A 12,789-nucleotide genomic window follows, 5' to 3' on the forward strand; every position below is an offset into this window, starting at 1 on the left:
ATGGCCCCTTTGTAACCAAATCCTCGCCAGAATCGCTTTTATTTCAGGTGGTTAGGGTAGGGATGCAGATGCGCAACGTTGGAATCATGCTGATCGCCTGCTCCCTGGCCGGCGGCGCGGCTGCCGTGCAGGCACGGGAGCTGCGCGAGGGTGACAAGTACATGTGCAGTTGGGGCGCCGGTACGGCCGCCAGGGCCCAGGAACTCAAGCTGTCGGGGGTGTCGCTGTACGCCGCGCGGCAGAAGATCCAGACCATTAAGTTCAACAAATCCTGGATGCGCATGATGGCCATGGGCATTACCGAACAGACCTACGACAGCCGCTCCCGGCTCAAGCCTGAGGCGATTCGTCAAAGTTTTTATCAGGATTGCGTGCGCTATAAAGTTGCGCGTAAATGACCCGACGAGCAGGGGCCAACGCAAATGCACGTTAAGCGTTATTTGACCCAGCAGGCGCTTACAAATCCACCACATTCACCGTGTGTGTAGGTGCCTACAATCGCGTCTTCCAACGGAGGCCAGTATGCAAACGCTAATCCGCGCGGCGACGCAGGACGATATCGACACGCTGTTCCATATCCGCACCTCGGTGGTGCAAAACCATTTGAGCGTCGAGCAGATGGCGGAGCTGGGTATCACGCCGCAAGTGCTCGCGGACAGTATTCGTGACGCGCCTTGCGCATGGGTCGCCGAAGTGGACGGTCGGCCCGTCGCCTTTGCCATGGTCAACCTGGCCGAGGGTGAGGTATTTGCGATGTTCGTGTTGCCGACTCACGAGAATCTGGGATTGGGCCGCCAACTGATGGCAGTGGCCGAAGCCGCGCTGTTTGAGCACCACGACAGGCTGTTCCTGATCACCGATGGTCGCGACGAAATACGCGCCAACGGGTTTTACCGACGGCTGGGCTGGACCGTGGTTAGTAAGGTTGAGGAACACGATGTGCGTTACGAGAAGAGCAGGGCGCAGTAGGTCCTAAAGTTGATCTCTTCTGGATCTAATAGCCGTTTTTATAAGCGAGAGTGTCGGCGTAGTTGCACCAAAAAGTGGCACTCATCTAACTCTCGACCTTAAAAAACATGTGGTTATTGAATGACTTACAACGCTTCTAATCCGACGAAAGGATTAAAATAATCTTGTTACGCCTTTTCTCTATCGCTATTATGACCGGGCGTTCACCTCCCACGGTTTATGCATTTTTAAATCCCAAGTTTCCATCAGCTACTTGGGATTTTTTTTGTCTGCAGTTTGAGCTTGCCGTCACACGTCACCGTTGGCGAACTCCGCGCGCATCCGCCCGTTGCGCTTGTCCCGCCCGTCGGATCCCAGGTCGAACAGCAGAAACCGAACAGCTCGGAAATAACCCAGCGGCAAAACGCAGAACTACAGCCGCCGCACAAATGACTTAACAATGTGCCGGGTAGCATCCGTGGTATCCAACTCATCAATGGCCCCATACGGATGCCATTGGCAATCGGTTATTTCATTGCAAGGTTTTGCATCGGAGATGTTCACCACCGACGCCTCAAACACGTGATGAACCGTGTCGCGGGCCTTCAACTCCTGCAGATAAAGCAAGCCGTCCACACTCAATCCGGTTTCCTCTTCCAGCTCGCGCTCGGCGGCGCCGACCGGGCGTTCGTTGCGTTCGACCTTGCCTCCGGGCAAGGCCCATTTCGACCTGGCCTTGCGCACGAAGAGGATATTGCCTTCGTGCTCGCAGATCACCGTTGCGCGTATTTTCATCGTCTGTGCCCCCGCAGAGGAATGAATGTCATAAAAGTGTAATGCAATTGTCATGTTAACTGCTTATGGCGCTGACGGGTGGGGATGTGGATACTGCCCGCTTGATCAAAAACGGACGAGGAGAGCAGATGAGCACCGTACGCTGGGGCATGATCGGCTGTGGCAGTGTCACTGAATTGAAGAGTGGACCGGCTTTCTACAAAGCGCCAGGTTCTGCGTTGGTGGCAGTGATGGGCCGTCGTGAAGCCGCGGTGCGTGATTATGCGGCACGCCACGGCATTGCCCGCTTCTACACCGACGCTCAAGCCCTGATCAACGACCCCGAAGTGGATGCCGTGTACATCGCCACGCCGCCTGACAGTCACCTTGAATACAGCCTGATGGTGGCCGCCGCCGGCAAGCATTGCTGCGTCGAGAAACCCATGTCGCTGAATGCCGAGCAGAGCGCGCTGATGCAGCGCACCTTCGAGCGCGCCGGGCTGCATTTGTTTGTCTCCTACTACCGTCGTTCGCTGCCGCGCTTCCAGCAGGTGCGCGACTGGCTGCAGGAAGGGCGCATCGGCGAGCTGCGCCACCTCACCTGGACGCTGTGCAAGCCACAGAGCGCCGATGACGCCAGCGCCGCCAACTGGCGTACGGACCCAGCCATTGCCGGTGGCGGTTACTTCGCCGACCTGGCCAGCCATGGGTTCGACCTGTTCCAATACCTGGCCGGGGATATCATCGAAGTCTCAGGCTTTACCGCGCGCCAGGCTGGGCACTATGCGGCCGAGGATGCCGTGACGGCGTGCTGGACCTTCAGTTCGGGCGCGATGGGCATGGGCTGCTGGAATTTTGTCGCGGACCGACGTGAAGACTTGGTCGAACTGATCGGCAGCCGCGGGCGCATCCAGTTTTCGGTCTTCGAGGACCAGCCCCTGCGCCTTGAAGGGGAGGTCAACGAAGTACTGGAAGTGCCGTGCCACGCGCATATCCAATGGCACCACGTGTTGGCGATGAACGCGCATATCCGTGGCGAAGCCGAGCATCCGTCACTGGCGATCGAAGCGTTGAAGACTGATCGGATCCTGGACAAGGTGCTACAACGTAACCCCAACCATCCCGGGTAACCGCGATAGGATTTTTCGTTTCTCCAAGGAACAGACGCATGAAATACTGGATGGCGTTGTGGCTGGTGCTGGCCACCAGCGCGATGGGGGCTGCGCGTAGTCAAGGCACGCCTGGCGAGTTCGATTTTTACGTGTTGTCGTTGTCATGGTCACCGACGTTCTGCCTGACCCATCCGGACAATGAGCAGTGTTCGGGCAAGGGCTACGGTTTTGTCTTGCACGGCCTGTGGCCGCAATACGCGCGGGGAGGGTGGCCGGCTTCGTGCTCGCCGCAGTCGCGGTTGAGTCGCGAAGACATCGAAAAAGGCGCGGCACTGTTCCCGACCCGTTCGCTGCTCAGGCACGAATGGGCCAAGCATGGCACTTGCAGTGGTCTGGAACCGTCGGCTTATCTGGAAAAAACCGATGAAGCGCTGGGTGTCGTGAACATTCCGCATCAACTGCAGCCGTTCAATACGCCGCCCTCGTTACCTGCGCGTGAGATAGAGGCATTGTTCCGTGAGAGCAACCCGCGCATGGGCAACCATGGGCTGGCGGTGATCTGCAAAGGCAAGGTGCTGTCGGAAGTGCGTGTGTGCCTGACCAAGGACCTGGCGTTCGCCGGCTGCCCGCGCAGCGTGAAAACCCAGTGCCGTGACGGCGATATCCGCATTCCTGCACAGCGCTAGGGCAGCATCGCCACGCGACAGCGCTCATCAAAATCCTCGGCCAACTGCGCCAGCGTGACCTCGCCCAGGCGCTCCAGCAGCAGCGCCTGGGCTTGCTCGAACGCATCCGTGAGCGCGGCGTTCACCGCCTGTTCCACCAGGCATTGCGGATGATCGGTGGACAGCCCGATGGCAAATATCGAGGGTGTGCCCAGGGCGTTGTGAATCTCCAGCAACGTGATATCACTCAACGGCTTGCCCAGGCACCAGCCGCCTTGGTGGCCTTTTTCCGAGCGTACATAACCTTTTTCCTTAAGCAGCCCGAGCGTGCGTCGCACCACCACCGGGTTGGTGCCGAGCATTTGCGCGATGGTTTCGGACGTCGCGCGTTCTTCGTGGCGACCCATATGGATCAACACATGGAGCATGCGCGAAAGGCGCGTGTCGTTTCTCATCAACAAACCTCTGATCGATTCGCTCGAAAGTATCCTTCGTAACCCGAAAAGTTGCGAGAGCCTTGACGTGGTATTTTTATGTAACTTATGGTGTGTCGTGAAAGCGCCCGAACAACCGGGGGGCACACAGCAGGGGTCATTTTCATGATGTACGACGTGATTATCGTGGGCGGCAGCTACGCCGGCCTGTCGGCGGGCCTGCAATTGGCACGGGCGCGACGCCAGGTGCTGGTGATCGATGCGGGTCAGCGGCGCAACCGTTTCGCCGCCACGTCCCACGGCTTTCTCGGCCAGGACGGCCAGGCGCCGGAGATCATCGCCGCAGAAGGGCGTAGCCAACTGATGGAATATCCAACGGTTACCTGGCTGCAAGACAGCGTCGTGCAGACGGCTGAACAGGTGCAGGGTTTCAGCGTTCGCACCGAAAATAACGGGACGTTGCAGGGCAATCGCTTGATTCTCGCCACGGGTGTGGTCGACGACTTGCCGGCTATCGACGGTCTCAAGGAACGTTGGGGCAAGCGGGTGTTCCATTGCCCATACTGTCACGGCTACGAGCTGTACAGCGGCCGCATCGGCGTCCTGGCGACGTCATCCCTGGCCATGCACCACGCATTGATGCTGCCGGACTGGGGCACCACCACGTTGTTCACCAATGGCGTGTTCACACCCGATACCGAGCAGCAGGCGCAGTTGGACCGACGTGGCGTCAGCGTGCAAAGCGGTGCCGTACGGCGCATCAGCGGTGAGCGCGCCGACCTGGAATTGGATGACGGCCGGGTGTTCAACCTCGACGGTATCTTCACTATGTCCCGCACGCGCATCAGCCCGCTGGCCGAGCAGTTGGGCTGTGGGATGACCGACGGCCCGACCGGACCTTATCTGCACACCAATGACATGCGCCAGACCTCCGTGCCCGGCGTGTTTGCCTGTGGCGATACCTCCCTCGCCGCCGGTTCCGTCGCGCTGGCCGTGGCCGAGGGCGTGCGCGCCGGGGTGGGCGCGCACGTTTCGTTGATCAACGGTTAGCAGATCAAAGGAGATTCGCCAGCTTCTTAAGATGTGTAGATACCTGAGGGGCATTTTCTTCAATACCCCGGCCGAAAGGCCCGGTACCGTGGGGGCCATCGCTACTCGTTCGGATAAAAAGGAACTGCAATGAGCCTGATCATTTCCATGGCGGCCTTCGCGCTGGCCACTTCCATCACACCGGGCCCGGTCAATGTGGTGGCGCTGAGTTCGGGGGCGCGCTTCGGCTTTGTCGCCAGCCAGAAACACGTGTTCGGTGCCGCCGTGGGCTTCACGCTGCTGCTGGTGCTGATTGGCCTGGGCTTGCATGAAGTGCTGGTGCGCTGGCCGATCCTGACCCAATTGATCCAATGGGGCGGCGTGGTCTTCCTGCTGTATATGGCCTGGAAGCTGGCAGTGGACGATGGCCGGCTGGACGCCGAGGGTACGGCCACCGCGCCGTCGATGCTCTACGGCGCGATCATGCAGTGGCTCAACCCAAAGGCGTGGCTGGCCTGCGTGGCGGGCATGGGGTTGTTTGTGGCAGACGGCGACGCCGCGCAAGTGTGGCTGTTTGCGGCGCTCTACCTGGTGATCTGCTACCTGTCGGTGGCCTGCTGGGCCTATGCCGGCACGTTCCTGCGCCGCTACCTGAGCAACCCCCGTGGCGTGCGGTTGTTCAACCGCTCGATGGCCGCGTTGCTGGTGGCCAGTGTGGGGTATCTGCTGATGGCGTAAGCCGGTCGCGGTATTGCCCTGGCGTGGCGGCGAAATGTTGTTTGAAGGTGCGTTGGAAGTGCGCCTGATCGGCAAAGCCTGCGGCCAGGGCCACATCGGCGATCAGTTCGCCCTGGCGCAATTGCGCGCGGGCAAACTGGATACGCTGGTTGACCAGAAATGCGTGCGGCGTGAGCCCGTAATACTGCTTGAACGCGCGGATCAGGTACGACGGCGACAGCTCGGCAGCCAGGCAGATATCTTCCAGTTTCAGCGCCTGGGTGCAGTGTTCGCGGATGTACTGTGCGGCGCGCTCCAGCTTGTGATTGACCTCACGCATCGGGGTGTCGGAGGGGTTAAGGCGCTGTTGCACCTCGGTGAAGTAACTCACCAACGCGCTCTGTTTTTGCAGGTGTTCGGCCTGTTCATCCACCAGTATCCGATACAGCTCCAGCAGCCCGTCGTACAGCACCTTGTCCTGGGTGTAGGGCGTACTGAATGGCCGGTAACCCTGGTCAGTGCTGAAACCCAGCTGGTGCTGCAAATCCGTCAGCCAAGGGGTGCCGAGGTATAGCATCTGATAGGACCATGCCTCGCCGGCGATAGGATTGCAGGCGTGCACGTCGCCGGGGTTCATCAGCACCACCGTGCCGGCGCTGATCTGGAAGGTGTCCGCGCCGTAGTGGTAATAGCTTCTGCCGGTGGTGATCGCACCGATGGAAAAATGCTCGTGAGCATGACGGGTATAAGTGACCTTGCGCCCGTCAACAATGGTACGTGCTTCGATGTACGGCAGCCCGGCGTCGCGCCAGAAGCGGGGCGCCGTGGGGCTTGCGGGCAAGTTCATGGCGCCGCGCTCCAAGCGGAAGGGGTGCCCAGCGTCATACAAAACCGCCTCGGGTTCAAGGCCTCACAGGGCAGCCATGGCCATACGGTGCAAATACTCGGCCCAGGGATCTTCGCCGTTGCCGAGTTGTTCCAAGGTCAGCGGCACGGTGGAGTGTTCGCGTAGCGCTGCTGCCCGTTGGAAGAAGTGTTGCTCGACTATAATCGCCGCCAATGCCTTGGAGCGCGGCGAGTCGAAGCTGCGCGGTATCCGCTGGCCCTGGGCATCGGCCTGCGGCAGCGTGTCGACGTCCGGCAATACGGGCGCCAGTTGGCTGATCCTGAGGCCGGGCCAGCGCTGTTCGCTGCCACTGTCTGCCGGCTCAACCCCATCGGCGTAAGCCGGCCAATGAAAACCCAGGGTAGACACATCCTGCCCGGTTGCCGCGGCGGCCTGCATCAGGGTGGCATAGTCGAGGTCATGGCGCGGGCGCAGCAACAGGTATTTGGGGAAGCATTCATAGACATGGTGATCGCCGTAATAACTGACGCACAGGATCAGGCCGAATGGCCCGACCGGCTCGGCGTCCTTGCGCAAGGCAAAAAAACGGATGCGACCAAACTCGATCGCTTCGCGTCGCAGCAATGACAACTGCGGCAGGCTGTTCTGCAGGTATTCCTTATAGGCCGATTGCAACCGTTGCAGATCCTGCGCAAAGCGTTGCGCGAAAACCTGGCTGAAGGGCGTGAGCTGATGAAACTGCTGCGCCATGTCGCGGTACTTGATGGTCGGGCTGGAGGAGTGCCAATGCGGCGAATCCGCTTCCAGGCGGTTGGCCAGGTAAAGGTCGACGAACGAGAATTTTTTACCGGTGTGCACATTTTCAAAGCGCTTGTCCTCGGCGAATACCGAGTCCCGGGGCAGCCACATCAGCACCAGGTCCGTCAGTTGGCGATTGTCCGGCCAGACCTTTTGCAAGGCCTGCAATGCGATCTCGCGTTGGGTCAGGATCGGGCTGGCGAACGCTTCCAGGGCGCGGCTCAGGCGCGCCCGCAGGTCGTTGAGCGCGGCAATTGCCAGGTTGGATTCGGCACTGCTGTAGCGCTCTTGGCGCGTAATGACGCCATTGACTACGGCCCACATGCGGATGGGGGGCAAGGCGTGGACGCCGTCCAGAAACGTTGCCCAGCCTCCGCGCGGCGGCAGGTACGCCTGATACATGATCTCGTCATGGCTCAATTGGCGTGCCGCACCCGGCACTCGCCGTTCCAGGTAGGTGGCATATTGCTCGAACAGGATCCAGGCCTGGGTGCTCAGGAACGGCATCGAATCAGGAATCGCGCGTACCAGCAGGTGCGGGGCCTGGCCGCAAAGCATCAGGTGAGCGGCGAGGGCGGCAGCACCAGGGGCCAGGCGCAAGCTGCTTTCCAGTTGCCTGCGTACATAGGCAACCGGTTCGCCCCAGAAGTCAGTGGCCGACCAGTCCAAGTGGTGAATACGATTGGGGTGTGCGCCCGCCGTCGGGTCCAGGCTCAGGATCAAGGCCGCCCACAGTAGCGCGCTGCGACTGGCGGCGGGGCTGGTGTCGCTGCCATGCCACTGGATGCTGCGCTGCAAGTGGCCGGCCAGTTGCTGGGCGCGTGGCGTGGCGATCAGGCGGATCATCAGCAAATCCGCTTCGGCGCGGATGTCCTCAGGGGATTTGTCTCCTAGCACGGGGGCCGCCAGGTAGCTGAACAAACCCTGTTCGGGGTCGGGAACGAACCCCTGGCTCACCACCAGCACCCGAAGCCGGTCTGCCTCCGACAGGATCCACCCGCTGGGCTGCGCCGGGTGAGCCGGCTTGAGCCCGCGCCAGTAGTCGCTTTCGTGCAGGCGTTGCGGCGCGCTGATGGACCAGCGTTGCGCGGCCAGCCGCACTTCATCCAGTGTTGTCGGCACCAACACCTTGTAAAGGCGCAGCGCCTGGCTCAGGCTCACGGCCTTGTTGGTGCGCAACTGCCCGCCCATGCGCGCGGCCAGCACGGTCAATGGGCGAATTTGCGACGCGAGTTTGGGATCGGCCATCACTGCGCCCGTGATCATCTTCCATTGGCCGTCCTGCCCATGGGCGCCGATACCGCTGACTACGCTCAATAGCACATGGCTGGCGGGGTCGATGTGTTCCTGTTGGCGGATTTCTACAAATTCGGGCTGTTCAACCAGTGCCTGCAGCTTGCGGCGACCCGGTTCGAGGATCACTGGCAGGCGTTCCGGGTCTACCGCAATAACCCTGTCCAGGCCGTCTGGGCCGGTCAGCCGACCGTGGCGCAGCACCGCGTAGAGCGCTTTGCGAATGACATGACGGTCGTTGCGCAAACCGATGTATTGATTATGGACATGCCGCTCAACCAGGCTGCGGGCGGCGGCGTAAAGTGTCGGCGCCTGTGTGATCGGCCACTGGCGCAGCCGCGCGATCAGGGCTGTCAACTCGTCCTTGCTCAGCGGGCGTTCGATGCCGTAGGCCTGCAACAGGCCAGCCAGGTTCACGCTGTGGTCCAGGTAGATATCTGCGCCCGCTTTTTCGGCCAGGCGCAGCAGCCTGCGCCAGAGCACGTCAGGGGCCTGGGGCAGCCACTCGCGTACCTGAGTCACGTCCTCCACAGAGGCGGGCAGGCTGCAGATCAGCTGTTTGCGGTGGTCGAAAAAGTAATCGCCGTCGACCTCGACAACGGTGTCTTCGACAATGCTTTTGAGCAACTGCGCAGCGTCCACCAGCGTGCGCGCCAGCAACGAACCCGACGTTAACTGCATGCGGGTCTTGTACAGCGTGAAGCTGTCAAGGTCTGGCAGGGCCTGCAGGGCATCGGCCAATTGCCGGTAGTCGCGTTGCTGGTTGAGCAGCTCGTCGTGGATCAGCGAGCGGCTCAGTCCCATGTCATTAATGCCAGGGAAGGTCCCCAGCGCGCGCAACTCTTCGGCGATCACCTCCACCTGCAAACGGTTGGCGGGCATCGGGTAGCCGTGAAATGCCAATACCCGGTCGAGGGGCAGACTGCGTTCAGCATTGTTCACTCGGTCGCCCAGATAGGGAAGGCCCAGCTCGGCGGGGTCGATTAACTGCGCGATAAAAATGAGCGGGTTGGCGACGGCCCACCATCCTGAAGAATCCGCCAGGGTGAAGCGCTGGGGCGTGGTTTGCCCATGGGAACTGGCCTGCAGCACACCATTGCAAACCGACATTGTGTTGAAGTCCAGGCCCCGTCGATCCGCCCATTCGAGGAAATCCCGTTGGTTGAACGCTCTGCAAAAGACGTCGCCCCACTGCCCCAGCAAGGACAGCTCGGATACCGTGACGGCGGTGTGTGCCGCGGGTGTTGACGCGCCTGGGGTGGTTTTCAGCACCGGCAGCAGGTGGGCGATCAGTTCCTTGTCGCCTCGCACGCGAAGGTCGTCGCGCTCGCGCAGTTCAGCGGAAGAGAAGCTGGCTTGAGGCATCGGCAACGTGGCGTCGGGGAGGTCTTCAGTGGAAAGCAGTGCGTAGGGTTCGTCCATGGGGGTACAGCGTCCTGTAGAAACGTAGACCCCGATGGTTGCGCAGCCCGCGGCCCTGCCGACAGCAGGCCCGTCATTGAATGCCGTGGCTTGCTTCAGCCACGGTCGTAAGGCGTCAGGCGTTCCGTCAGGCCGGTGCCAAAAAGGCGGCTTCCAGTAACTGCCGCGTATACGCATGCTGCGGATCGGCAAATATCGCCCGCGCATCACCTTGCTCCACCACCTGCCCCTGTTTGACCACCATCAATTGGTGGCTCAGCGCTTTTACCACCGCCAGGTCATGGCTGATAAACAGGTAGGTCAGGTTGTACTTGGCCTGCAAGCTGCGCAGCAGTTCCACCACCTGGCGTTGCACCGTGCGGTCCAGTGCCGAGGTGGGTTCGTCGAGCAGGATCAGGCGCGGCTTGAGCACCAGTGCGCGGGCGATGGCGATGCGTTGGCGCTGGCCACCGGAGAATTCGTGGGGGTAACGATTGCGCGATTTCGGGTCGAGGCCCACCTCGTTGAGCGCCGCGATGATCGCCGCCTCCTGCTCGGCCGGCGTGCCCATTTTATGAATGCGCAAGCCTTCGCCGACGATCTCGCTGACGCACATGCGCGGGCTGAGGCTGCCGAACGGATCCTGGAACACCACCTGCATTTCCCGGCGCAGCGGGCGCACCTGTTGTTGGGTCAGCGTGTCCAGTTGCTGGCCTTCGAAGCGAATACCGCCCTTGCTGGCGATCAAGCGCAGGATCGCCAGGCCCAGGGTGGATTTGCCCGAGCCGCTTTCGCCGACGATGCCCAGGGTTTGCCCCTGGGACAGGCTGAAATTGATACCGTCCACCGCCTTGACGTAATCGACGGTGTTGCGCAAAAAGCCCTTCTTGATCGGGAACCACACCTTCAGGTCATCGACCTCCAACAACGCTGGACCGACTGCATTGGCGGCCGGCCCGCCGCTCGGCTCCGCCGCCAGCAGCTCCTGGGTGTAAGGGTGGCGGGGCGACTGAAACAGCGTCTCGCAGTCGGCCTGCTCAACGATGCAACCTTTTTGCATCACGCACACGCGATGGGCGATACGCCGCACCAGGTTCAAGTCATGGCTGATCAGCAGCAGCGCCATGCCCAGCCGCGCCTGCAACTCCTTGAGCAGCTCCAGAATCTTCAACTGCACCGTTACGTCGAGCGCGGTGGTGGGTTCATCGGCGATGAGCAATTCCGGCTCATTGGCCAGCGCCATGGCAATCATCACCCGCTGGCGCTGACCGCCGGACAACTCGTGGGGCAGGGCCTTGAGGCGCTTGTGCGGCTCGGGGATGCCTACCAACTCCAGCAACTCCAGGGTGCGCCGGGTGGCAACCTTGCCGGTGAGCCCCTTGTGCAGCCCCAGCACTTCGTTGATCTGCTTCTCGATGTTGTGCAGCGGGTTCAGCGAGGTCATCGGCTCCTGGAAGATCATCGCGATGCGGTTGCCGCGAATGTGGCGGATGGTTTTTTCCTTGAGGGTCAGCAAATCCTGCCCGGCGTAGTTGATGCTGCCGGATGGATGCCGCGCCAGCGGGTAGGGCAGCAGGCGCAGGATCGAGTGGGCGGTCACCGATTTGCCCGAGCCGCTTTCACCCACCAGCGCAATGGTTTCGCCGCGCTTGATATCGAAGCTGACGTTGTTGACCACGCGATGGTGATGCTCACCCGTGACGAACTCGACGCTGAGGTCGCGGATTTCGATCAGATTGTCCTGATTCATCTCATTTCCTCGGGTCGAAGGCATCACGAGCGGACTCGCCGATAAACACCAGCAAGCTCAACATGATCGCCAGCACGGCAAACGCACTCATGCCCAGCCACGGCGCTTGCAGGTTGGATTTGCCCTGGGCGACCAGCTCACCCAGGGACGGCGAGCCGGCCGGCAAGCCAAAACCGAGGAAGTCCAGGGCGGTCAGGGTACCGATGGCGCCGGTTAGAATGAACGGCATGAACGTCATAGTCGAGACCATGGCGTTAGGCAGGATATGCCGGAACATGATCGCACCGTTCTGCATGCCCAGGGCCCTGGCGGCGCGCACGTATTCCAGGTTGCGCCCGCGCAGGAATTCTGCGCGCACCACGTCCACCAGGCTCATCCAGGAGAACAGCAGCATGATCCCCAGCAGCCACCAGAAGTTGGGCTGCACGAAGCTGGCAAGGATGATCAGCAGGTACAGCACCGGCAACCCGGACCAGATCTCCAGGAAGCGCTGCCCGGCCAGGTCGACCCAGCCGCCGTAGAAACCCTGCAAGGCCCCGGCGATCACGCCGATGATCGAGCTGAGTACGGTGAGGGTCAGGGCAAACAGCACCGACACGCGAAAACCGTAGATCACCCGCGCCAACACATCGCGGCCCTGGTCATCGGTGCCCAACAGGTTGACGCTGGAGGGCGGCGCCGGCGCCGGCACCTTGAGGTCGTAGTTGATGCTCTGGTAACTGAACGGGATCGGCGCCCAAAGGGTCCAGGCGTCCTTGGCCTTGAGCAGTTCCTGGATATACGGGCTCTTGTAGTTGGCCTCGAGCGGGAATTCGCCGCCAAAGGTGGTCTCCGGGTAGCGCTTGAGCGCCGGGAAATACCAGCCACCGTCGTAGTGCACCACCAGCGGCTTGTCATTGGCGATCAGCTCGGCGCCCAGGCTCAACCCGAACAGAGTCAAAAATAGCCACAGTGACCACCAGCCACGCTTGTTGGCCTTGAAACGCTCGAACCGACGGCGATTGAGGGGGGACAGATTCAT

General features: G+C 61.2%; 12 protein-coding genes. 6 read left to right on the top strand and 6 right to left on the bottom strand.

Features of this window, described 5'->3' with window-relative positions; translation table 11 throughout:
- The first annotated feature begins 68 nt into the window (after window positions 1–68).
- Window positions 69–398, top strand: a complete 330-nt coding sequence (locus ACLH0H_RS24175) for a hypothetical protein (protein WP_026139966.1) — start codon at window positions 69–71, stop codon at window positions 396–398.
- A gap of 124 nt (window positions 399–522) precedes the next feature.
- Window positions 523–969, top strand: a complete 447-nt coding sequence (locus ACLH0H_RS24180) for a GNAT family N-acetyltransferase (protein ID WP_411379950.1) — start codon at window positions 523–525, stop codon at window positions 967–969.
- Window positions 970–1,380: 411 nt separating this feature from the next.
- Here ACLH0H_RS24180 and ACLH0H_RS24185 read toward each other — a convergent pair whose 3' ends face one another.
- Entirely contained in the window at window positions 1,381–1,743 is a 363-nt protein-coding gene (locus tag ACLH0H_RS24185; RefSeq protein ID WP_411382458.1) for an NUDIX hydrolase, read from the bottom strand.
- Between the two features lie 128 nt (window positions 1,744–1,871).
- On the opposite strand from ACLH0H_RS24185, the gene ACLH0H_RS24190 reads away from it, so the two are divergent.
- Entirely contained in the window at window positions 1,872–2,852 is a 981-nt protein-coding gene (locus ACLH0H_RS24190; protein WP_411379951.1) for a Gfo/Idh/MocA family protein, read from the top strand.
- Window positions 2,853–2,890: 38 nt separating this feature from the next.
- Window positions 2,891–3,520 carry a ribonuclease T2 family protein gene (locus ACLH0H_RS24195; protein ID WP_411379952.1) on the top strand — a complete coding sequence of 210 codons (630 nt, stop codon included), beginning with the start codon at window positions 2,891–2,893 and terminating at the stop codon, window positions 3,518–3,520.
- On the opposite strand, the gene ACLH0H_RS24200 is transcribed toward ACLH0H_RS24195, so the two are convergent.
- The gene (locus ACLH0H_RS24200; protein WP_411379953.1) at window positions 3,517–3,954 is read right to left on the bottom strand and encodes an Rrf2 family transcriptional regulator; all 438 of its coding nucleotides are present in this window, start codon (window positions 3,952–3,954) and stop codon (window positions 3,517–3,519) included. The two genes, ACLH0H_RS24195 and ACLH0H_RS24200, sit on opposite strands and share 4 nt — an antisense overlap.
- A gap of 144 nt (window positions 3,955–4,098) precedes the next feature.
- On the opposite strand from ACLH0H_RS24200, the gene ACLH0H_RS24205 reads away from it, so the two are divergent.
- Both ACLH0H_RS24205 and ACLH0H_RS24210 read left to right on the top strand, forming a co-directional pair.
- On the top strand, window positions 4,099–4,983 hold the full coding sequence (locus ACLH0H_RS24205) for an NAD(P)/FAD-dependent oxidoreductase (protein WP_411379954.1): 885 nt from the start codon (window positions 4,099–4,101) through the stop codon (window positions 4,981–4,983).
- A 129-nt stretch (window positions 4,984–5,112) separates the two neighbouring features.
- Complete coding sequence (locus tag ACLH0H_RS24210) at window positions 5,113–5,700, top strand: LysE family translocator (protein ID WP_411379955.1); 588 nt, start codon at window positions 5,113–5,115, stop codon at window positions 5,698–5,700.
- Here the strand turns inward: ACLH0H_RS24210 and ACLH0H_RS24215 are convergent.
- From ACLH0H_RS24215 to ACLH0H_RS24230, 4 genes are all read right to left on the bottom strand, one after another.
- Window positions 5,642–6,526 carry an AraC family transcriptional regulator gene (locus tag ACLH0H_RS24215; RefSeq protein ID WP_411379956.1) on the bottom strand — a complete coding sequence of 295 codons (885 nt, stop codon included), beginning with the start codon at window positions 6,524–6,526 and terminating at the stop codon, window positions 5,642–5,644. The two genes, ACLH0H_RS24210 and ACLH0H_RS24215, sit on opposite strands and share 59 nt — an antisense overlap.
- Before the next feature lie 63 nt (window positions 6,527–6,589).
- Window positions 6,590–10,039 (bottom strand): hypothetical protein, encoded by a 3,450-nt coding sequence (locus tag ACLH0H_RS24220; protein ID WP_411379957.1) that lies wholly within the window; start codon window positions 10,037–10,039, stop codon window positions 6,590–6,592.
- A gap of 127 nt (window positions 10,040–10,166) precedes the next feature.
- Entirely contained in the window at window positions 10,167–11,768 is a 1,602-nt protein-coding gene (locus ACLH0H_RS24225) for an ABC transporter ATP-binding protein (protein WP_411379958.1), read from the bottom strand.
- 1 nt (window position 11,769) lies between these two features.
- Entirely contained in the window at window positions 11,770–12,789 is a 1,020-nt protein-coding gene (locus ACLH0H_RS24230; RefSeq protein WP_411379959.1) for an ABC transporter permease, read from the bottom strand.

Source organism: Pseudomonas sp. MPB26, from assembly GCF_046605355.1.
Classification (GTDB): Bacteria; Pseudomonadota; Gammaproteobacteria; order Pseudomonadales; family Pseudomonadaceae; genus Aquipseudomonas; species Aquipseudomonas cedrina.